The following is a 19,768-nucleotide window of genomic DNA, read 5'->3' as shown; positions in this document are numbered from 1 at the left end:
GCCCATTCCCACATAAACAGACAAATGGGTAGGTGGGGCTTGGCTCAAGATGGCCTCAGGGCGAGCGGCACCCGCGGCGGTGTTCGCTGCATCACCCGGCCCCGTTCCCTGCGCGCAACACGTCGGTTACACCCCCGTCATTCCGGGGGTGAGCCGGCGCCGCAACGGGGCGTGGCGGGCCTTGCATCAGCGCCGCCGGTGCGGTTGTCTGGTGCAATGGCATCACCCATCGAGGACTACGCCCTGTTGTCAGACCTGCACACCGGAGCCTTGGTCTCCCTCCACGGATCCGTGGACTGGTTGTGCTTCCCCCGCTTCGATTCGGGCGCGCAATTCACCGCGCTGTTGGGCGACCCGACGCACGGCCGATGGCTCCTGGCCCCGGCAGGGGCGCCGGACAATGGCAGTTCCGCCGCGGGCGTCGACGCGAACGATGAGGACACCCCGGTGGTGGTGGAGCGCAGCTACCTCAACTCCACCTTCGTGCTGCGCACCCTGTGGCAGACGTCCACCGGCCACGCCCTCGTCACGGACTTCATGCCCATTGGCGCGCACCGCGCCAGCCTGATCCGCCGCGTCGAGGGCCTCGCCGGCAGCGTCCGCATGCATCAGGAGATTTCCTTCCGGTTGGACTACGGCGACGTCGTTCCCTGGGTGCGGCGGCACGGCATCGCCAGCCGCGGCGGCAAGTCGATCGTCGCCGTCGGCGGCCCGGACGCGCTCGTCCTCCACGGCGACCGCCTGCCGCGCGCCAACGGGCTGCAGCACGAGGGCGACTTCCTGATTTCCGCCGGCGAGGTCGTGGACTTCGAGCTCTCCTGGTACCCGTCCCACCGGCAGGTGCCGGATCGGATCGACGTCGGCGCCGCCCTGCAGGACACCGCGTCCTACTGGCGTTCGTGGGCGCGGGACGTGCCCGAACATCACGATTACGGCCAGATGGTCCAACGCTCCCTGCTGGTGCTGCGCGCCCTAACGCACGAGACGACGGGCGGCATCGTGGCCGCGCCCACCACCTCGCTGCCCGAGTCCTTCGGTGGCGAGCGCAATTGGGACTACCGCTTCTGCTGGCTGAGGGATGCCGCGCTGACGCTGGAGGCGATGATGACGCACTCCTACCAGCAGGAGGCCGTGCAGTGGCGCAACTGGTTGCTCCGGGCCATCGCGGGCAACCCCGAGGACCTGCAGATCATGTATGGGCTCTCCGGCGAGCGCCGCCTGCCGGAGCGCGAGCTCACCCACTTGCCCGGGTATGAGGGCGCCGTCCCCGTCCGCGAGGGCAATGGGGCCGTGGACCAGTACCAGGGCGACGTGGTGGGCGAGGTCATGGTGGCGCTGGAGAAGCTGCGCAACATGGGCGGGCTCGAGGACCACTTCTCCTGGCCGCTGCAGAAGGCCCTGCTCTCCTACGTGGAGCTGAACTATGACCGCACGGACCACGGCATCTGGGAGATGCGCGGCGAAAAGAAGCACTTCACCCACTCGCGCGTCATGATGTGGGCCGCCTTTGACCGCGGCGTCCGCGCGGTGCGCGAGCACGGGCTCGACGGCGACGCGGAGCTGTGGGAGAAGCGGCGGGATGATCTGGCCGCGGAGATCATGAAGCAGGGCTTCAACCGGGAGATCAATTCCTTCACGCAGACCTACGGCGGCACGGAGGTGGACGCCTCCCTCTTGGTCCTGCCCCAGGTGGGCTTCACGGCCTACGATTCGCCGGAGATGCTTGGCACCGTGGAGCGCCTGGAGCGAGACCTGGTGGACGAGGAGGGGCTCATCCTCCGCTACCGCACGGATTCAGGGCTCGACGGACTGCCCCCGGGCGAGCATCCGTTCTTGGCGTGCTGCTTCTGGCTGGTGGAGCAGTACGCCCGCACGGACCGGCTCGAGGAGGCCCGCGCGTTGATGGACAAGCTCATCGGCTACGCCAACCCGTTGGGCCTCATGGCGGAGGAGTATGACACGGGGAACCGGCGCATGGCCGGTAACTTCCCGCAAGCCTTCTCCCACCTCGGCCTGATCCGCGCCGCAGACGCGATCAACGCCGCCGCCGGCGCCTAGCGCGCGCGGAGCGGGTGCGCGAGCTCATCCTCGTGCATCCGCCCCGCCAGCCAGGCGACGAGTCCCGCCACGGGGGAGACGCATCCGGCGACGACGAAGATGATCCAGAGGTCGATCACCTCGCCGAGCGGTCCGGCGATCGCCATGGACACGGGCATGAGGGCCAGTGAGACGAAGAAGTCCAGGCTGGAGATGCGCCCGAGCATCCGCGGCGGGACGCGGCGCTGTAGCAGCGTGCCCCAGATGACGTTGCCCACCGCCCCGGTCACGCCGACCACGAACAGGGCGGCCAGCAGCATCCAGACCTCGGTGACGAATCCGGTGATGACCAGCGGCAGGGTGCCCAACGCCCAGACGCCCACCATGACCGTGAGGTAGCGCCGCGGCATGGGTAACGAGACGGTCAGCATGGACCCCACGGCGGAGCCGATCCCGAAGGCGGCGAGCACGAATCCGAAGGTCTGCGCGTCTCCGCCGAGCTGATCGCTCACCACAAACGGCAGCAGCACCTCAATGGGCCCGATGAAGCTGACGACGGAGACCACGGCGAAAATCAGGGTCCACAGCAGCCAGGGCGTGCCGAGGGTGTAGGTGAAGCCCTCCTTGAGGTCCGCCAGCACGCTGCTGGCCCGCGCTGGCGCGTCTTCGGGTTTGGGTTGAGGCTCGTCCGGCGGCGCCGCGGTGGTCGGCCCGGAGTCGTGGAGCGGGGAGAGCGGCGTCGACGTGGCGGGGTCCACGACGGGGATGATGCCGGTGATGGGCCCGGTCGCCGGTGCCGGGTCGGGTTGCGGTGTGGTGGCCGGCATCGCGTCGGGCGGCACCGGCTCGGCGGCATCCCGGTGCCGGTCATACGCCGGGTTGCGGCTGATGAGGTTCAGCCCTCCGAGTGCCACGAGGTGGCATGCGGCAATGCCCGCGATCGCGTACGGCGGGCTCAGGGAGGCAACGATCATGCCGGCGATCGCCGGCCCGGCGGCGGTCTGGAGGACGGGCCGCACGGTGCCCTCGATCCCGTTGGCGGCCAGTAGGTCCTCCGCTGGCAGCATGCGCGGTAGCAGTGCCGAATAGGCCGGGAAGAAGAAGGCGGCCCCCGCCCCGATGAACAGGCCCGCCACGGCCACGTGCCACAGGCGCAGGGCGCCCGTCAGGGCGAGCACCGCCGTCGTACTCATGAGCACGAGGGAGAGGCACTCGACCGCGATGATGATCTTCCGGCAGGAGTAGCGGTCCGCGACGATGCCGCCGGCGAGGACCAGTCCCACCAGGCCCAAGCTCGTGGCGGTGGCCACCACGGAGAGCTGCGCCGGGCCGCCGCCGAGCGCGCGCACCTGATAGACCATGGCGACCGCCCACATGCCGTGGGCGAAGACGGAGGCCACCATGGCGGAGACCAGGATGGAGTAGTCGCGGTGCGCGAAGGGGCGCAGGGCTCGGGGCAGAGTGCGGCGCGGAGGGGACTGCGGTGGCATAGGGAGATTCTCCGGCCTCTGATTGAGTTCTGTCAATCAGTCTTGCGGGCGAGCGTGTTGCGCCGCGCGGACCAGACTCTTTCCGTCAAGGTTACTGGCGAGTAATGTGGCGGTATGCACATGATCTTCCGGTTGACTCTGCTCATGCTTACCTGGCGCCGGCGCTCGCGTCTGGGGCTCTACGACGTCGGGAGCATGCCCATGCGCGCCACGCTGACGGATATCGACTACGCCGGGCACATCAACAACGGCATGTACTTCTCCATCTTCGACTTAGGGCGGTTTGACCTGCTCCTGCGCGCTGGCGTGTGGAACAAGATCTGGAAGCGGCGCTGGCTGCCCGTGGTGCAGGCAGAGACCATCCGGTTCCGCAAGTCCGTCACGCTCGGCACCAAGTTTGCTGTGGAAACCAAAATCGTGGGGTACGACGAACGGCACGCGTTCCTCGAGCAGCGCGTCGTGGTGGACGGGGAGGTCTACGTCACCGGGATGATCGCGGCCCGCTTCAAGGGGCCGAAGGGGCCGGTGCCCATGGAACAGGTGATCGCCACGCTTGGCGTCGAGCCGCCCGCAGATTTGCAGGCGCCCGCGTGGGTGGAGGGGTGGCTCGAGGACACGCGGCTGCCGAGCGCGCGCCGGGCGGCCCCAAGCCGCTGGTGACCCCGGCGCTCAGGCGGTGACGGCCGGGCGCGCGCAAACTGCCCCGTTTTTCGGTCTGCCGCCCGCGGATTGGCGGGCCTTGCTGGCCTGGGCGGCATGAAGAACGGGGCCGTGTGATGCAGGCTAGGCCGAGCCGGCCCGCGCGAGCCGGACATCCGCTCCGAGTCGGTGAGCGTGCAAACTGCCCCGCTGTTCTGTTGACCTGCCGCTGGGAAGCGGCCGGGCGCGCGCAAACTGCCCCGTTCTTCGGTCTGCCGCCCGCGGATTGGCGGGCCTTGCCGGACTGGGCGGCGTGAAGAACGGGGCCGTGTGATGTGGGCTAGGCCGAGCCGGCCCGCGCGAGGCGGACGTCCGCGGCGATCAAGTCCGCGTTCAAGGCCGCGCCCGCCGTAGTACCCGCTGCGGCCACGTGGGCCACGCTGCCCGCCGGATCCGCCACGTTGCCCGCGGCCCAGACGCCGGGAATGGCCGTGGCCTGGCGCTGGTCGGTCTCGATGAACGTCCCCATCGGGTTCTCGCTGACCGTCCCGCCCAATTGCGTGAACACCTCTGCACGCGCGGCAAGTCGGGACTGCACGGTCAGCGCGCCATACTCCCGGTGCTCGCCGGAGGCCAGCCGCACGCCCGTCAGCCCGGTGCCGTCCGCGGTCACCTCCGCCACCGGACTCTCGACGAGGCTCACGCCCGCGGCGGCGAGGTCCGCGCGCTGGTCCGCGGTGAGGTGGGCGGCCGCGTCCTCGCCGTGCAGGATGAAATCCACCTGCCCTAGTTGGCTAAAGAGCAGGGCCTGGTGGGAGGCCATCGGATGCGTGGCAATCACGCCGATCCGTTGCCCGCGCACCTCCCAGCCGTGGCAATACGGGCAGTGCAGCACCTGCGTGCCCCAGTGCTCGGCCAGCCCCGGGATCTGCGGCAGCTGGTCCACCGTACCGGTGGCGATCAGCAGGCGGCGCGCCGTGAGGCGTTCTCCGGTGGTGAGGGTGACGCCGAAGGCCTCGCCGGGGGCGTCACGGCACCCCTCCGCTGAGGCCACCTCGGCGGTGCGCAGTTCGACGCCGTATTTTCCCGCGTCGCGCCGAGCGGCCGCAATCAGGTCCGCGGGGGCGGCGCCGTCCTGCGCGAGCACATTGTGCGCCCCCGGGGAGGGCGCGTTGCGTGGGGTGCTCGCATCGAGGACGACGACGCGCCGCAGCGAGCGGCCGAGCGCGACGGCGGCGGCGAGGCCCGCGAAGGATCCGCCCAGAATGGCGACGTCATAGGTGGTGTCCATGGTGACTCCTTGGTCGTAATAATTGAGAAGGCTTCTCACTAATTCTGAACCCACAGGAGTTCTCGCGGCAAGAGGGTTTGCCGTTATGGCAAAATGGGGCCCATGAGTGAGTGCCAGAATCCGGATCATGACCGCCAAGCGCTCGACGCTGTGGCCTCCCGCCTGCGCCTCATGCGGCAGGGCCGCGGGCTGACGCTCGCCGAGGTGGCTGAGTCCACGGGCATCTCCGTCAGCACGTTGTCGAGGTTAGAATCCGGCGGCCGCAAACCCACCTTGGAGCTGCTGTTGCCGCTGGCCCGCCACTATCGGGTCCCGCTGGACGACCTCGTCGGTGCCCCGCCCATCGGTGATCCCCGCGTGCACATCCGCCCGGTCCGCGCCGGGGAGACCACCATCCTGCCGCTCAGCCACGGCGTCGTGGGCGGCGCCGCCGGGGAGGGGCCCGGCATGCGGGTGTACAAGCAGATCCTGCCGGGGCGCTCCGGCGCCTGTGCCCCGCGTCCCCAGAGCCACCCGGGGCACGAGTGGATGTACGTGATCGCCGGCGAGCTCCGGCTGGTCCTCGGCGTGGGGCAGGACGCTCGCGAATTCCGGCTGCAGCCCGGCGAGGCCGCGGAGTTTGATACGCGCACCCCTCATTGGTTCGACGCCGCCTCGCCGCAGGCCGTGGAACTGCTCGCCCTCTTCAGTGAGGCTGGCGAGCGCACCCACGTGAGTCAGCTGTAGGCCCGCCCAGTAGGATCGGCGCATGGCCAATTCGAGCTCGGGGGAGAAGCTGCTGGACCGCTTGGTGCGCGTCCTCGAGGCGTTTGCGCCTGACCGTCCGGAGCTAACGGTCGCCCAGATCGCTGAGCGCGCGGACTTGCCGCGCACCACCGCCTACCGGTTGGTGCAGGACTGCCTCGCCGTCGGCTTCCTGACGCGGCAACACGGCACGCTGCGCCTCGGCGTGCGGCTGTGGGAGCTGGCGAATCGGGCCTCCGCCACCCGGGACCTCCGCCAGGTCGCCATGCCGTTCCTCGAGGACCTCAATCAGCTGCTGCGCCAGCATGTGCAGCTCTCCGTCCTGCATGAGGACGAGGTGTTGATCCTCGAGCGTCATTCACGGCCTGGCGCCGCGATCAACAACGCCTCGGTGGCCTCCCGGTTGCCCGTGCACCGCACGTCCATGGGGATGGTTTTGTTGGCCTTCGCGCCGGCGCCGGTTCAGGCCGGCTACATCGGCCGGCATGAGGGCCTCCTCGCGGCCCGTCACGGCGACGTCCGCCGCGAGCTCGCCGAGATTCGGCGGCGCGGCTACGCCACCTTTGACGGGTTGATTGACCCGACGACGACGGGGGCGGCCGCACCCGTGCTGGGGCCCGACGGCGCCGCGGTGGCGGCGATCGGCGTGGTCATCCCGCGGGATTCGGACTCTCTGCAGGTGGTGGCGATGGCGCTCATGACAGCGGCGCGGGGCATCGGGCGTGCGCTGCAGGAGGGTGCTGCACCGAACTGACCTGCGGCGGGCGCACTGTCAGCCCATCGCCTGCGGATCTCGCGTCCCATTGAATGGGATTCTGCTGGAGCAGGGGCGGGCGGGTTCGCTTCACTGGCAGTGCACCACCGACCGAGGCACCACAGGCCGCCGGCCCTCACCGCCGGTCCACCGAGGAGCACACATGAGCCAGCAACCCGCACTTGACCCGGCGGCGACCATGGACTCGCAAGAGACGCTGTCCCGAGAGATTCAGCAGATCGGCGAGGACTATGCCGCCCAATCCACCACGGAGACGCAGCCGCGCCTGAACTTTCCCCCGTACCGGTCCTCCCTCCTGCGGCACCCCACCAAGAGCCTGCAGCTCGCGGACCCGGAGACCATCGAGTTGTGGGCGCCGGCGTTCGGCGAGCGGGACGTGCACCCGCTGGAGGCGGACCTGACCATCCAGCACAACGGCGAGCCCATCGGTGAGCGGATCGTCGTCTCCGGGCGGGTCCTCGACGGCGACGGCCGCCCCGTCCGCGGGCAGCTCATTGAGCTCTGGCAGGCCAACGCGGCCGGGCGCTACATGCACAAGCGGGACCAGCACCCGGCCCCGCTGGATCCGAACTTCACCGGCGTCGGCCGCGCGATCACCGGCCCCAACGGCGAGTACAGCTTCACCACCATCAAGCCGGCCCCCTACCCGTGGAAGAACCACCACAACGCGTGGCGCCCGGCGCACATCCACTTCTCCCTCTTCGGGACCGATTTCACCCAGCGCATGATCACGCAGATGTACTTCCCCGGGGACCCGCTGTTCTCGCTGGACCCGATCTACCAGACCATCGTGGACCCGAAGGCCCGCGAGCGCCTGGTCGCCACCTACGATCACTCGATCACCAGCCACGAGTGGGCCACCGGCTACAACTGGGACATCGTCCTGACCGGCAGCAACCGCACCTGGATGGAATCGGATTTGGGCGATGCCCACGCAGACGAGGAGGACCACTAAATGGCTCAGGCCCCAGACCTCAAGCTGGTCCCGACCCCCGGCCAGACGGTCGGCCCGTTCTTCGGGTACGCGCTGCCCTATGAGAAGGATTCGGAGCTGCTGGCCCCCGGCCACCCGCGCTCCATCCGCCTGCACGGCACCGTGACCGACGGCGCCGGCAACCCCATCCCGGACGCCCTGCTGGAGATTTGGCAGCCGGACGAACACGGCGTCGTCTCCCAGGAGACCGGATCGCTGCGCCGGGATGGTTACACCTTCACCGGGTTCGGCCGCGCCGCCGTCGACAACGTCGGCCACTTCACGTTCACCACCGTGAACCCCGGCCCCACGGAAGAGGGGCAGGCGCCGTTCATCGCCCTGACCCTCTTCGCCCGCGGGCTGACCAATCGCCTCTTCACCCGGATCTACCTGCCGGAGGACACCGAGGCGCTCGCCGCGGATCCGCTGCTGAACGCGGTCGACGCCGAACGCCGGGACACGCTCATCGCCGAGCGGGAGGCGGACGGCGCGCTGCGTTTCGACGTGCGGCTGCAGGGCGAGGGCGAGACGGTGTTCCTGGCCTACCCGCGCGAATCCTAAGCGCGTAGGTTGGAGCCCATGTTGGCTGATTTTTCCTTGCTCGATCCGGTGGCCGCCGGCGGGGACGCCTGGGCGCACACCACGGATTCCGCGTACGTGCAGGCACTGCTCGACGTCGAGGCCGCCTGGGTGGCCACGCTCGCCGACGCCGGCCTCGCCCCGGAGGGTGCGGCGGAGGCCGTGACCGCGGCTGCCGCGGTGGGGGAGTACGACCTCGTCTGCCTCGCTGAGCGCGTCCGGGGTGGGGCCAACGTGCTGATCCCGCTGCTCGGGGACCTGCGCGCCCGGACGCGGGACCACGCCCGGGCCGCGGGGGCTGACGAGGAACAAGTGCAGGCCGCCGCCGCCGTCGTGCACCGTGGGGCCACCAGCCAAGACATCATGGACACGGCCGCGATGCTCGTGGCCCAACGCGCCGGCCGGGCACTCGTGGGTCAGGTGGCGGACGCCTCCGCGGCGCTGGCCCGGCTGGCCGAGGAACACCGGGGCACGCTGTGCGTGGCGCGGTCGCTGACCCAGCATGCGGTGCCGACCACGTTCGGCCTGCGCGCCGCCGGGTGGCTCTCGGGCGTCGCCACGGCGGCCGACCGGGTGCGCGCCGCCGTCGCGACGCTGCCGCTGCAGTGGGGCGGTGCGGCCGGGACGCAGGCCGCGCTCGCCGACTACCTGGACCGCGAGCGGGCGCAGATCACGACGGCGGAGCTCACGTCCGCGCTGGCGCATCGGCTGGGGCTGGCGGACCCGGGCGCGCCGTGGCATACCCAGCGGATGACGGTGACCGGGCTCGGCGCCGCGCTGGCCGACGTGCCCGCCGCGGCGGGCAAAATCGCCAACGATGTCCTGTTCGCCGCCCGCCCCGAGGTGGGGGAGCTGGGCGAGCCGACCGGCGCGGGGCGCGGCGGCTCCTCCGCCATGCCGCAAAAGCAGAACCCCGTCCTCGCGGTGACGCTCAAGCAGGCGGCGCTGGCGGCGCCGTCGTCCCTCGCCCAGCTCTACACCGCGGTCGGGGCGGCCAACGACGAGCGGCCCGACGGCGGTTGGCACGCCGAGTGGTCGGCGCTGCGCACGCTGCTGCGCACCGCCGGCGGGGCGGCCGAACAGCTCGCCGAGCTCACCGCCGGCCTGCGCGTGCACCCGGAGCGGATGCGCGCCAACCTCGAGCTCTCCGGAGCGCTGGTGGTCAGCGAGCGGATCATGGCCCGGCTCGCTCCGCACGCCCGCCTGACCCACGCCGACCGTGCGGCTGTCACCGGCAAGGCCGCCATCACCGAGCTGGTCCAGACGGCCGCGGCCACCGGCCAACCGCTCGGGGCGCTCCTGCGGGAGGCCGTTCCGCGGGAGGCCGTGACCGACGCGGAGCTCGAGGCCCTGCTGGACCCGGCCGATTACCTCGGCACCGCCGACTCCCTCATCGACGCCCACCTGGACGCCTACCGGAAGCTGAACCTGCATGATTGACCTCGCCCTGCGCCCCACCCTGCTCACCGCGCCCACCGCGGACTCTGCCGGCGCGACGCCAAAGCCGACCCTCATCGTGGGGCCCTCGCTGGGCACCGGCGTGGCCGCGCTGTGGCAGTCCACCGCCGTCCGGCTCGCGGAGCGCTTCACCGTGATCGGGTGGGATTTGCCCGGGCACGCCGGAGCGGAACCGTCCACCGCCGACTTCACGATGGAAGAGCTCGCCGTGGCCGTGCTGGCGCTCGTGGACCGCCTGCGCGGCGAGGGGAGCGTGCCCGCCGCCGGCGAGGCCCCGCTGTTCTACGCCGGCGTTTCCATCGGCGGCGCGGTGGGCGCGCAGCTGGGGCACGACGCCCCCGACGCGTTCGACGCCCTCTCCATCATCTGCTCGGCCGCCACGATCGGGACGCCCGAGGCGTGGCGGGAACGGGCCGCGCTCGTGGCGGCGGCCGGCACGCCCACCATGGTCACCGGCTCCGCCGAGCGCTGGTTCGTGCCCGGATTCCTCGAGCAGAACCCGGAGGCCGGCACCGCGCTGCTGCACGTGCTCCAGAACGCCGACCGCCACGCCTACGCGCACGCCTGCGCCGCGCTCGCCGGCTACGACCTCACCGGCTCGCTCGGGTCCATCACCGCGCCGGTCCTGGCGATCGCCGGGGCGCACGACGCCGTGTGCCCGCCCGCCGACGCCGAGACCCTGGCGAGCGGCGTGGCCAACGGGCGCGCCGCCGTCGTGCCCTCCGCCGCGCATCTGGCGCCGGTGGAGGACCCCGCCGCCGTCGCCGAGCTCCTCACGGACTTCTTCCTGAGCGGTGCCGTCAGCGCCGAAACCAGCACCGAATCGGCGCGCCTGCCGGGGGACCCGTACGACGCCGGGATGGGCGTGCGCCGGCAGGTTCTCGGCGATGCGCACGTGGACCGGGCGAATGCGAACATCGACCCGTTCACCGCGGATTTCCAGGAGATGATCACCCGCTACGCGTGGGGCACCATCTGGACCCGCGGCGGGCTGGACCGCGTCACGCGCAGCGCGGTGACGCTGACAGCCATGATCGCCGGAAGCTACTGGGAGGAGCTGGAAATGCACGTCCACGCCGCCCTGCGCAACGGCATGACCGAGGAACAGCTGAAGGAGATTTTCCTCCAGGCCGCGATCTACTGCTCGGTCCCGGCCGCCAACGTGGCGTTCAAGATCGGCCAGCGCGTGCTCGCCGAGTATCGCGAGGACGGCTCGGGCGTGGGCGAGGCCTGAGGCCGGCTACGGGCCGGCCGTGCCCGGCTCGGTGTGGACGACGTCGGCCATCGCCTGCCGGTGCTCGGCCGTCAGTTCCGCGGCGAACCAGGCGGGGTTGCGGTCCTTGTCGATGATCTGGGCGCGGATGCCCTCCGGCAGGTCCGGGTAGTTCATGAGGAATTCGGCAATGCGCAGTTCACGGGCGAACGCGTCCGGCAGGAAGTTCTCCGCCCGGGCCGCACGGACCGCCGCGATGCCGGTCTCCACGGAGAGCGGTGAGTTGGCGCGCACGGCCTCGGCGGCGGCCGTGGCCTGCGGGGAGGGGAGCGAGTCGAGGACCGCGAGGATTTCCGGCAGCGTGTCCCGGCTAAACGCGGCGTCGATCCACGGCTGCTGCGCGCCGAGTCGGCGGGTCTCGGCGGGGGGCTGCACGGCGAGCAGGACCTCGAGGGCCGCGACGATGTGGTCCGACTGCGGGCCCATGCCGACGGCGGTCTCCACCTCCTCGCCGGCCAGATCGTGGAGGGTGGCCAGCAGGTCGTCGAAGCCGTCCTCGGCCATGCAAAAATCTGCGAAGCCGGCATCGATCGCGTCCCCGGCGCCCATGGCCTCCCCCGTGGCCGCGAGGTATTCGCCGAGGTGGCCGGGCGCTTGGCCGAGCAGGTGCGTGCCGCCCACGTCCGGGCTGTAGCCGATCTTCGCTTCCGGCATCCCCACCTGCGAGCGCGGCGTCACGATCCGCACTCCCGCGTGCCCCGCGAGCCCGACGCCGCCGCCCATGCACAGCCCGTCCATGAAGGCCACCACGGGCTTGGGGTAGGTCGCGATCAGCTGATCCACTTCGAACTCGCGGGAGAGGAACCGCAAGAAGTCCGCGTGCCGGTCCTCGGCGATCGCCTCGTAAAACCCCTTGATGTCCCCGCCCGCGCAGAACCCGCGGTCCCCGGCGCCGGCGAGCACCACCACCTTCACCGCGTCGTCGTGCACCCAGGCGGTGAGGATCTCGCCCAGCGCGTTGACCATGTCCTCGGTCAGGGCGTTGAGCTTGTCGGGGCGGTTCAGCGTGATGAGGCCCAGCGGGCCGGCCAGCTGGGCGAGGACGTGCTCTGCGGGGGCGGCCATGATTCCTCCTGCGCGTTCGGGGCGCCGACGGCGTCGTTCACGTGACACCCTACCGGCGCGCGGCGGGGCGGCCGTGATCCCGCACCAGGGAGGCGACGGCCTCCGGCGCCTCCAGCGGCGCCAGGTGGGAGACGCCGGGGACGACGACGGCGCGCCCGGTGGCGGCCCCGCGCGCCAGGGCTTCGGCGTCGGCGGGGGAGCACACGGGATCGTGCTCGCCGGCCACCGCCAGCAGCGGTGCGGTGATGCGACCCAGCTGGGCGCGCTGGTCGAAACCGGCCAGCGCCTCGCAGGCGAAGGCGTAGGATCCCGGGTCGGTGGCGCGCAGGGATCCCAGCACCGCCTCGGCGTGCTCGGGATGCTCCGCGAGGAAGCGGCGGGTGAACCAGCGTTGCCGGGAGCCGGCCTCCAGCGCGGCCGTCCCCTCCTCCCGCACCAGCGCCGCGCGTTCATGCCAGGCCTCCGGCGTGCCGATCTGCGCGGCCGAGCAGATGATCGTCAGGGCCGAGAACCTTTCCGGGTGATCGATGCCGAGCTGGATGCCGACGGCGCCGCCGATCGAGACGCCCGCGTAGCGAACGTCCCCCGTGGCGTGCTCCTCGGCGAGCCGGGCCACGGCCGTGGCTAGCTCCGCCAGGCTGAAATCGGCTCCCGCCGCCGGCGACTCGCCGTGCCCCGGCAGGTCCCAGCCGACCAGCGTGAAGTCCTTCTCCCAGTGGGGTACCGCGCGGTGCCACAGCGCTGCCGCCGTGCCGCCGAGCGAGGGCCCCAACAGCAGGGTGGGGCGGGACGGATCCGGGGCGGACCAGCGAGTGGCGGCGAGCTGCGGGACGGACATGAGAACTCCTGACGTGCGGTGACTCCTGCTCCGGCGGCCCGGCCGGCGAGGATGTTCGCCAGCGTTCATGTGGCCCTTGCCTGCACGTTACCCCGAGCCGGTGGGATGGGGGAGTCGTTGGGGGCGAAGATCATTGTGAGTCAAGGAGAACCCGTGAAATACCGCTCAGCCCGCAGCATAGCCGCCGTCCTCGCCGCCGCGACCGTGGCCGTCACCGCCGCACCCGTCCACGCCGATGACGCCCCGACGGAGGAGTCCGGGCAGCCCGTGATGATTGGCCATCGCGGCGCCGCCGGGACCGCGCCGGAGAACACCGTGGCCGCGTTCAAGGACGGCCGCGCCTCCGGGGCGGACTTCTTCGAGGTGGACGTGCAGCTCTCCGCGGACGGGGTCCCCTTTCTTTTCCATGACAACACCCCGGCGCGCACCACCAACGTCGCCGAGGTCTTTCCCGACCGTGTGAACGATCCGATCACGTCCTTTACGTGGGCCGAGCTGCAGCAGCTGGACGCCGGCTCCTACTTCGGCCCGCCGTTCGCCGGCGAGCCCATTCCGCACCTGCGGGATGCCGCGCGGATCGCGACCACGCAGACCGGTGTCTACATCGAGATCAAGTCCCCGGTGAACTCGCCCGGCATTGAGGCCGTGGTCGCCGAGGCGCTGGCCACCGAGCCGCAGTGGCAGCGGCTGGTCGCGGCGGAGAAGGTGGAGGTCATCGGTTTCGACGCGGACTCGAACGTCCGCTTCGCCGAGCTGGCCCCGGAGATTCCCCTGCAGCAGCTCTCCGGGACCATCCCCTCCGCGGAGGAGATCGCGCGCATGGCCGAGTACGTGGACTCCTATGGCACCAACTACCGCGCGTTGGATCAGGAGGGCGTGGACCGGGTCCAGGTCCAGGGCCTGGAGATCGGCGTGTACACCGTCAACACCGTGGACGCGATGGAAGACATGTTGGAGCTCGGCGTGGAGCGCATCACGGGGGACTTCCCCATCCAGCTGGAGCGTCACCTTGACGGCGTGCCGGTGTTCCCCGGCCATCGCGGGGTGAGCATTATGGACTCCGTCAATGACGCTCCGGGATCCGATACCCAGGACGAGTACGGCGAGCACGTGGTCCTCGTCAATGAGGGACCGGCCGCGGTGGACGTCTCCGGCTACTACCTCCGCGACGCGGCGGCGAATGTGCTGCGCGTGGGCGAGGGGTATGTTCTGGAGCCCGGCGCTACCCTGCGCGTGTACTCCGCCGGCGGCACCAACAGCCCGGACGCCTACTACAACGGTGGTGGTGCGGTGTTGAACAACGGTGGCGACTCCCTGGGATTGTTCTCCGCCGAGGATCGCCTGCTGGACACGTTCGGCAACTAGTCCTCGGCAGGGCCCTGGCCGCGCCGCGGAGACTGGCTACGCTGTGAGCATGGCGAACACCACCAAGGCATCCAACACACCGGCCATCGAGAAGGCCACGCACCGCGCGTGGGACGACTGGGTGAGCCTCCTGAGCGCGGCCGGGGCCGGCGATCTTCCCCACCCCCAGATCGCGGAACTGGCCGTGGCCCAGATGCCCGCGGAGCTCAAGAATCCCGGCTGGTGGGCCCAAGCGGTGGCCATCGCCTTCGAGCAGCACGTGGGACGGCGCGTGCCGGGGCAGAAAGCGGACGGGACGTTCGCCGCCTCGGCGTCGAAGACCCGGGCTGGATCCCGGCGCGAGGCGCTTTCTGCGCTCGCCGAGGCCGTGACGCGGGCCGACGCCGCCGGCGGCTTAGGGGGAGTGGCGCTCGACGGCGCGGCCCGTCAGAGCGAGACGGACAAGTGGTGCTATTGGCGTGCTGACTTTGCCGATGGCACGCGCGCGTCGATCTCCATCTCCGAGGCGTCCGGCAAGGCGAAGATCTCCGTCGAGCACGGGCCAACTGGCCCACCCCGCCGCGGCAGAGCGCTGGAAAGCCGTGTGGAAGGACCTGCTGGCGCAGCTCTAGGTCTGCGCGATCTCCTTGGCATCTCACCTCGATTCGCGATAAAGTTCAATGAGCGCACATAAGTGCGCATGACGAACATGCGGGGTGTGGTGCCCCGGACGCCGAGGGAGATTTCATGCCGCACGCCTATGTGTACGACGCCGTTCGCACGCCGTTCGGGAAAATCGGCGGCGCGCTCTCCCGGCACCGTCCCGATGACCTCGCCGCCCACGTGATCGCAGCGCTGCTCGAGCGCGCCCCCGGCCCCGACGCGCAGACCATCGCTGACGGCACGATCGACGAGGTCATCTTTGGCAACGCCAACGGTGCCGGCGAAGAGAACCGCAACGTGGCGCGCATGGCGACCCTGCTGGCCGGCCTGCCGACGTCGATCCCCGGCACCACGGTCAACCGCCTCTGCGGCTCCTCGCTCGACGCCGCGCTCATGGCCTCCCGCCAGATCGAGGTGGGGGAGGCGGACCTCATGCTGGTCGGCGGCGTCGAGTCGATGTCCCGCGCGCCCTGGGTCCTGCCGAAGACCGAGCGCCCGTTCCCGATGCACAACCTCGAGCTCGCCAACACCACGCTCGGCTGGCGCCTCGTCAACCCCCAGATGCCGGCCGAGTGGACCGTGTCCCTCGGCGAGGCCACGGAGCAGCTGCGCGAGAAGCACAGCATCCCGCGCGAGGCCCAGGATGAGTTTGCCGCCCGGTCCCACCAGCGCGCCGCCGCGGCGTGGGAGGCCGGGCATTACGACAACCTGGTGGTCCCCGTCCCGCCGGCGGACCGGCGCTCCAGCGAGGTCACCCGGGACGAGACCGTCCGCGCGGACTCGACGGCCGAGACCCTCTCCGGCCTGCGCACCGTGTTCCGGTCCGCGGAGACCGGCACCGTCACCGCGGGCAACGCCTCGCCCATGAACGACGGCGCCTCGGCCGCTTGGCTCGGTTCGGAGGCGGCCGCCGGGGTGCTGGGGATGGACCCGCTGGCGCGCATCATCGGCCGCGGCACGTTCGCCAACGAGCCGCAGTACTTCGGTGAGGCCCCGGTCGAGGCCGCGCACCTCGCCCTGCGCCGGGCCGGGCTGACGTGGGCGGATATCGACGCCGTGGAGCTCAACGAGGCCTTCGCCGCGCAGGCCATCGCCTGCCTGGACCAGTGGAGCGCCGCCGGGATGCGCAGCCCGGACATCGTCAACGCGTGGGGCGGCGCCATCGCGATCGGCCACCCGCTCGGCGCCTCCGGGCTCCGCGTGCTGGGCACCCTGGCCCGCCGCCTCGAGGCCTCCGGCGGCCGGTACGGCCTCGCCTCCCTCTGCATCGGCGTCGGCCAGGGCATCGCCGTCGTCATCGAAAACGTCAACGCCAAGTAGGAGTAATCATGGCACCTCGCATCGCAGAGCACGCTGCGGACGCCGTCGCGCAGATCACCGACGGCTCCACCGTGCTCATCGGCGGGTTCGGCAACGCCGGCCAGCCCATGGAACTGATCGACGCGCTGCTGGAGTCCGGCGCGGGGGATCTCACGGTGGTGAACAACAACGCCGGGCAAGCTGACGCGGGCCTTGCGCTGCTCATCAAGGAACGCCGCGTGAAGAAGGTGATCTGCTCCTTCCCGCGGCAGTCGGACTCGTGGCACTTTGACAAGGCCTACCGCGCCGGGGAGATCGAGCTGGAACTCGTCCCGCAGGGCAACCTCGCCGAGCGGATCCGCGCCGCGGGCGCCGGCATCGGCGGCTTCTTCACCCCGACGGGCTACGGCACCATGCTCGCCGAGGGCAAGGAGACACGGGAGATCGACGGCGTCGGGTACGTCTTCGAGACTCCCCTCCGCGCCGACTTCGCGCTGATCAAGGCCCTACGCGCGGACACGTTCGGCAACCTGACCTACCGCAAGACGGCCCGGAACTTCGGCCCCATCATGGCCACGGCCGCGGCACAGGCGATCGTCCAGGTCGAGGAGATCGTCCCCGTCGGCCAGATCGACCCGGAACACGTGGTCACCCCGGGGATCTACGTGGACACGCTCGTGACCATCGACTCCGGCCCCACCCCGGCGCTGACGCCGAAGCAGAAGTAAGGAACTCGTCATGACTGTGCGTACGACTGACACGGCCCTGAGCCGCGACGACATGGCCCGGATGGTCGCGGCGGACATCCCCGCCGGCGCCTTCGTCAACCTGGGCATCGGCCAGCCCACCAACGTCTCCAACTTCCTCACGGCCGAGCAGTCCGTGACCCTCCACACGGAGAACGGCATGCTGGGCATGGGGCCCGTGGCCGCCGCGGATGAGGTCGACGGCGACCTCATCAACGCGGGCAAGATCCCGGTGACGGAGCTGGCCGGCGCCAGCTACTTCCACCACGCCGATTCGTTCGCGATGATGCGCGGCGGGCACCTCGACGTCTGCGTGCTGGGCGCGTTCCAGGTCTCCGGCGCGGGGGACCTCGCCAACTGGCACACCGGCGCCGAGGGCGCCATCCCGGCCGTCGGCGGCGCCATGGACTTGGCCATCGGCGCCAAGGCCACGTGGGTGATGATGAGCCTGTTCACCAAGGCGGGAGACTCCAAACTCGTGGAGGCGCTCACGTACCCGGTCACGGGCCTCGGCTGCGTCAGCCGGATCTACACCGAGCAGGCCGTGTTCCTCCTCGGCGACGGCGCCGTCACGGTCCGCTCCGTCCACGGCACCACGTTCGAGGAGCTGGCCGCCCGCATCCCGGTCGAACTCACCCGGGCGTGACGGTACGCTAACGCTCATGCCCGCCACAGACGCCCCCGAACCGACGGCCGCGGCGGCCGAGCCGCCGTCGTCGTACTTTGTCCAATCCCTCGAGCGCGGACTCGAGGTGATCCGTGCGTTCGGCGCGGACCACCCCTCCATGACGCTCACCGACGTGGCCCGGGTGACGGGGCTGACGCGGGCCACGGCCCGCCGGTTCCTTCTGACCCTGACGGACCTCGGGTACGTGCGCACGGATGGCAAGCACTTTGAGCTCACCGCCCGGGTGCTGCGGCTCGGTTACGCGTTTGTCTCCAGTCACGACCTGCCGCAGCTGGCCGAGCCCGTGCTGGAGGAACTCTCCGCCGCCGTGGGCGAATCCGCCTCCGCCTCCGTGCTGGATGGCGCCTGGGTGGTCTACATCGCCCGCGTGCACACCCGGCGCATCATGCGCGTGGGCATTTCCGTGGGCACGCGGTTCCCGGCCTACGCCACCAGCATGGGGCGGGTGCTGCTCGCCCACGGCGAGGGGGACGACGACGCCGCGGCCCTGGCTGCCGCGGGCCCCTTCGAGGCCCTGACGCCTCACACGCTGACGGATCCGGCGCGGCTGGCCGCCGAGCTCGCGCGCGTCCGCGAGCAGGGGTGGTCCCTCGTGGATCAGGAACTGGAGCTCGGCCTGAGCTCGCTGGCCGTGCCGGTCCGCGGTCCCGACGGGCGGGTGGTGGCCGCGGTCAACGTCTCGATGTCCGCCGGTGGCGCGGGTGGCGCGGCCCCCGCGGAGCGGGTCGAGGACCTGCTGCCGCACCTGCGTGCCGCGGCCGAGCAGGTGGAGGAGGCCCTCCGCCTGCAGCGGTAGGCAGTGGCACGCGCGCGGCTACCGGACGGCCGCGGCGGTCAAGCGCAACGAGTTCAGGCGTTCGTCCGCGCCCAGCGGGGACTGGACCGTGATGAGCTCGTCCGCGTCCGCCGTGCGCGCGAACTGCTCGAGGTACTCGCCCACCGCCGCGGCATCGCCGACCGCGGTGTACTTGAGCATGTTGAGGATCTGTTCCCCGGCCGGGGAAGCCATGACCATGTCCAGCTCCTCCTCCGTGAACGGCTCGGTGCGGTTCCGCCCCAGGAACCGCTGCACCCGGTCCCGCCGCACCTCTTCCAGCAGTGCGTTGGCTTCCGCGTTGGTGTCCGCGGCCACCACGCCGACGCCGGCAATGACGTACGGTTCGGCCAGCTGCGGCGACGGCTGGAAGTGTTCCCGATAGACGGCCACGGCCTGCTGCAAGGCATCCGGGGCGAAGTGGGAGGCGAACGAGTACGGCAGGCCGAGCTGGGCCGCCAACTGCGCGCCGAAGAGGCTCGAACCCAAAATGTAGAGCGGCACGTTGGTCCCGTAGCCCGGATAGGCGTTGACGCCCTTAATCCGGGACTCGGTGCCCAGATAGGCCTGCAGCTCCAGCACGTCGTGGGGGAAGGACTCGGCGGAGGCCGGGTCGCGCCGCAGCGCCTGGAAGGTGAGCTGATCGCTGCCGGGGGCGCGGCCGAGGCCCAAGTCGATCCGGTCCCCGTACAGGGTGGCCAGCGTGCCGAACTGCTCGGCGATCACCAGCGGGGAGTGGTTGGGCAGCATGATGCCGCCGGCGCCGAGGCGAATGGTGGAGGTCTGGCCGGCCACGTGGCCGATCAGCACGCTGGTGGCGCTGGAGGCGATCGAGGGCATGTTGTGGTGCTCCGCGTACCAGACGCGCCGGAACCCGAGGCGCTCGGCCTCCTGGGCCAGGGCGACGGACTCGCGGAAGGAGGCGGCGACGTCGCCCACTTCCGTCAGCGACGAGGAGCGGATGGGGGCCAAATCGAGGACTGAAAGCTGAAGACTCACACCGGTGCCAACCCCGCCCCCGGCGCGTTCATTCCCACTGTGTCCCGCGCAAC

General features: G+C 70.9%; 19 protein-coding genes. 14 read left to right on the top strand and 5 right to left on the bottom strand.

Annotated elements, in window-relative coordinates:
- The first annotated feature begins 216 nt into the window (after positions 1 to 216).
- A complete protein-coding gene (locus IW252_RS05710; protein ID WP_196835679.1) occupies positions 217 to 2,058 on the top strand; it encodes a glycoside hydrolase family 15 protein in 1,842 nt (613 codons plus the stop codon).
- Here IW252_RS05710 and IW252_RS05705 read toward each other — a convergent pair.
- On the bottom strand, positions 2,055 to 3,527 hold the full coding sequence (locus IW252_RS05705; RefSeq protein WP_196835678.1) for an MFS transporter: 1,473 nt from the start codon (positions 3,525 to 3,527) through the stop codon (positions 2,055 to 2,057). The genes IW252_RS05710 and IW252_RS05705 overlap by 4 nt on opposite strands.
- Positions 3,528 to 3,671: 144 nt before the next feature.
- Here IW252_RS05705 and IW252_RS05700 point away from each other — a divergent pair, with 144 nt between their 5' ends.
- Positions 3,672 to 4,187 (top strand): thioesterase family protein, encoded by a 516-nt coding sequence (locus IW252_RS05700; RefSeq protein ID WP_231365922.1) that lies wholly within the window; start codon positions 3,672 to 3,674, stop codon positions 4,185 to 4,187.
- A 319-nt stretch (positions 4,188 to 4,506) separates the two neighbouring features.
- Here the strand turns inward: IW252_RS05700 and IW252_RS05695 are convergent, their stop codons facing one another.
- On the bottom strand, positions 4,507 to 5,457 hold the full coding sequence (locus IW252_RS05695) for an NAD(P)/FAD-dependent oxidoreductase (RefSeq protein ID WP_196835676.1): 951 nt from the start codon (positions 5,455 to 5,457) through the stop codon (positions 4,507 to 4,509).
- A 102-nt stretch (positions 5,458 to 5,559) separates the two neighbouring features.
- Here IW252_RS05695 and IW252_RS05690 point away from each other — a divergent pair, with 102 nt between their 5' ends.
- The 6 genes from IW252_RS05690 to pcaDC all read left to right on the top strand — a co-directional run bounded on the left by IW252_RS05690 (position 5,560) and on the right by pcaDC (position 11,220).
- Positions 5,560 to 6,183: a helix-turn-helix domain-containing protein gene (locus IW252_RS05690; protein ID WP_196835675.1), complete on the top strand. Its 624-nt coding sequence runs from the start codon at positions 5,560 to 5,562 to the stop codon at positions 6,181 to 6,183.
- Positions 6,184 to 6,205: 22 nt separating this feature from the next.
- Positions 6,206 to 6,955 carry an IclR family transcriptional regulator gene (locus IW252_RS05685; protein ID WP_196835674.1) on the top strand — a complete coding sequence of 250 codons (750 nt, stop codon included), beginning with the start codon at positions 6,206 to 6,208 and terminating at the stop codon, positions 6,953 to 6,955.
- Positions 6,956 to 7,118: 163 nt separating this feature from the next.
- Positions 7,119 to 7,931 carry a protocatechuate 3,4-dioxygenase subunit beta gene (gene pcaH, locus IW252_RS05680; protein ID WP_196835673.1) on the top strand — a complete coding sequence of 271 codons (813 nt, stop codon included), beginning with the start codon at positions 7,119 to 7,121 and terminating at the stop codon, positions 7,929 to 7,931.
- Positions 7,932 to 8,510, top strand: coding sequence for a protocatechuate 3,4-dioxygenase subunit alpha (gene pcaG, locus IW252_RS05675; protein WP_196835672.1), 579 nt, complete (start codon positions 7,932 to 7,934; stop codon positions 8,508 to 8,510). It begins immediately after the preceding gene.
- A gap of 18 nt (positions 8,511 to 8,528) precedes the next feature.
- The gene (locus IW252_RS05670) at positions 8,529 to 9,968 is read left to right on the top strand and encodes a lyase family protein (protein ID WP_196835671.1); all 1,440 of its coding nucleotides are present in this window, start codon (positions 8,529 to 8,531) and stop codon (positions 9,966 to 9,968) included.
- Positions 9,961 to 11,220 carry a bifunctional 3-oxoadipate enol-lactonase/4-carboxymuconolactone decarboxylase PcaDC gene (gene pcaDC, locus IW252_RS05665; RefSeq protein WP_196835670.1) on the top strand — a complete coding sequence of 420 codons (1,260 nt, stop codon included), beginning with the start codon at positions 9,961 to 9,963 and terminating at the stop codon, positions 11,218 to 11,220. Before IW252_RS05670 ends, pcaDC begins: the two co-directional genes overlap by 8 nt.
- 6 nt (positions 11,221 to 11,226) lie before the next feature.
- On the opposite strand, the gene IW252_RS05660 is transcribed toward pcaDC, so the two are convergent.
- Complete coding sequence (locus tag IW252_RS05660; protein WP_196835669.1) at positions 11,227 to 12,324, bottom strand: enoyl-CoA hydratase/isomerase family protein; 1,098 nt, start codon at positions 12,322 to 12,324, stop codon at positions 11,227 to 11,229.
- 49 nt (positions 12,325 to 12,373) lie between these two features.
- A complete protein-coding gene (locus tag IW252_RS05655; RefSeq protein WP_196835668.1) occupies positions 12,374 to 13,162 on the bottom strand; it encodes an alpha/beta fold hydrolase in 789 nt (262 codons plus the stop codon).
- 153 nt (positions 13,163 to 13,315) lie between these two features.
- Here IW252_RS05655 and IW252_RS05650 point away from each other — a divergent pair, with 153 nt between their 5' ends.
- From IW252_RS05650 to IW252_RS05625, 6 genes are read left to right on the top strand one after another with little or no spacing between them, the layout of a single operon-like run.
- Positions 13,316 to 14,527: a glycerophosphodiester phosphodiesterase family protein gene (locus IW252_RS05650; RefSeq protein WP_331271457.1), complete on the top strand. Its 1,212-nt coding sequence runs from the start codon at positions 13,316 to 13,318 to the stop codon at positions 14,525 to 14,527.
- 49 nt (positions 14,528 to 14,576) lie between these two features.
- Positions 14,577 to 15,200: a hypothetical protein gene (locus tag IW252_RS05645; protein WP_196835666.1), complete on the top strand. Its 624-nt coding sequence runs from the start codon at positions 14,577 to 14,579 to the stop codon at positions 15,198 to 15,200.
- 53 nt (positions 15,201 to 15,253) lie between these two features.
- Entirely contained in the window at positions 15,254 to 16,489 is a 1,236-nt protein-coding gene (locus tag IW252_RS05640; protein WP_196835665.1) for a thiolase family protein, read from the top strand.
- 8 nt (positions 16,490 to 16,497) lie between these two features.
- Positions 16,498 to 17,196, top strand: a complete 699-nt coding sequence (locus IW252_RS05635; protein ID WP_196835664.1) for a 3-oxoacid CoA-transferase subunit A — start codon at positions 16,498 to 16,500, stop codon at positions 17,194 to 17,196.
- Between the two features lie 10 nt (positions 17,197 to 17,206).
- Positions 17,207 to 17,860 (top strand): 3-oxoacid CoA-transferase subunit B, encoded by a 654-nt coding sequence (locus IW252_RS05630; protein WP_196835663.1) that lies wholly within the window; start codon positions 17,207 to 17,209, stop codon positions 17,858 to 17,860.
- A gap of 16 nt (positions 17,861 to 17,876) precedes the next feature.
- Positions 17,877 to 18,698 (top strand): IclR family transcriptional regulator domain-containing protein, encoded by an 822-nt coding sequence (locus IW252_RS05625; protein ID WP_196835662.1) that lies wholly within the window; start codon positions 17,877 to 17,879, stop codon positions 18,696 to 18,698.
- A gap of 18 nt (positions 18,699 to 18,716) precedes the next feature.
- On the opposite strand, the gene IW252_RS05620 is transcribed toward IW252_RS05625, so the two are convergent.
- Positions 18,717 to 19,715 carry an LLM class flavin-dependent oxidoreductase gene (locus IW252_RS05620; protein WP_331271456.1) on the bottom strand — a complete coding sequence of 333 codons (999 nt, stop codon included), beginning with the start codon at positions 19,713 to 19,715 and terminating at the stop codon, positions 18,717 to 18,719.
- Positions 19,716 to 19,768 lie beyond the last annotated feature (53 nt).

Source organism: Zhihengliuella flava, from assembly GCF_015751895.1.
GTDB classification, from domain to species: domain Bacteria; phylum Actinomycetota; class Actinomycetes; order Actinomycetales; family Micrococcaceae; genus Zhihengliuella; species Zhihengliuella flava.
This window is presented reverse-complemented; position numbering and strand designations above follow the sequence as displayed.

What these genes read in the sequence shown, in the direction of transcription:
- IW252_RS05710 (WP_196835679.1), top strand. Translation starts at nt 217, where the DNA reads ATGGCATCACCCATCGAGGACTACGCCCTGTTGTCAGACCTGCACACC.
- IW252_RS05705 (WP_196835678.1), bottom strand. Translation starts at nt 3,527, where the DNA reads ATGCCACCGCAGTCCCCTCCGCGCCGCACTCTGCCCCGAGCCCTGCGC.
- IW252_RS05700 (WP_231365922.1), top strand. Translation starts at nt 3,672, where the DNA reads ATGCTTACCTGGCGCCGGCGCTCGCGTCTGGGGCTCTACGACGTCGGG.
- IW252_RS05695 (WP_196835676.1), bottom strand. Translation starts at nt 5,457, where the DNA reads ATGGACACCACCTATGACGTCGCCATTCTGGGCGGATCCTTCGCGGGC.
- IW252_RS05690 (WP_196835675.1), top strand. Translation starts at nt 5,560, where the DNA reads ATGAGTGAGTGCCAGAATCCGGATCATGACCGCCAAGCGCTCGACGCT.
- IW252_RS05685 (WP_196835674.1), top strand. Translation starts at nt 6,206, where the DNA reads ATGGCCAATTCGAGCTCGGGGGAGAAGCTGCTGGACCGCTTGGTGCGC.
- pcaH (WP_196835673.1), top strand. Translation starts at nt 7,119, where the DNA reads ATGAGCCAGCAACCCGCACTTGACCCGGCGGCGACCATGGACTCGCAA.
- pcaG (WP_196835672.1), top strand. Translation starts at nt 7,932, where the DNA reads ATGGCTCAGGCCCCAGACCTCAAGCTGGTCCCGACCCCCGGCCAGACG.
- IW252_RS05670 (WP_196835671.1), top strand. Translation starts at nt 8,529, where the DNA reads ATGTTGGCTGATTTTTCCTTGCTCGATCCGGTGGCCGCCGGCGGGGAC.
- pcaDC (WP_196835670.1), top strand. Translation starts at nt 9,961, where the DNA reads ATGATTGACCTCGCCCTGCGCCCCACCCTGCTCACCGCGCCCACCGCG.
- IW252_RS05660 (WP_196835669.1), bottom strand. Translation starts at nt 12,324, where the DNA reads ATGGCCGCCCCCGCAGAGCACGTCCTCGCCCAGCTGGCCGGCCCGCTG.
- IW252_RS05655 (WP_196835668.1), bottom strand. Translation starts at nt 13,162, where the DNA reads ATGTCCGTCCCGCAGCTCGCCGCCACTCGCTGGTCCGCCCCGGATCCG.
- IW252_RS05645 (WP_196835666.1), top strand. Translation starts at nt 14,577, where the DNA reads ATGGCGAACACCACCAAGGCATCCAACACACCGGCCATCGAGAAGGCC.
- IW252_RS05640 (WP_196835665.1), top strand. Translation starts at nt 15,254, where the DNA reads ATGCCGCACGCCTATGTGTACGACGCCGTTCGCACGCCGTTCGGGAAA.
- IW252_RS05635 (WP_196835664.1), top strand. Translation starts at nt 16,498, where the DNA reads ATGGCACCTCGCATCGCAGAGCACGCTGCGGACGCCGTCGCGCAGATC.
- IW252_RS05630 (WP_196835663.1), top strand. Translation starts at nt 17,207, where the DNA reads ATGACTGTGCGTACGACTGACACGGCCCTGAGCCGCGACGACATGGCC.
- IW252_RS05625 (WP_196835662.1), top strand. Translation starts at nt 17,877, where the DNA reads ATGCCCGCCACAGACGCCCCCGAACCGACGGCCGCGGCGGCCGAGCCG.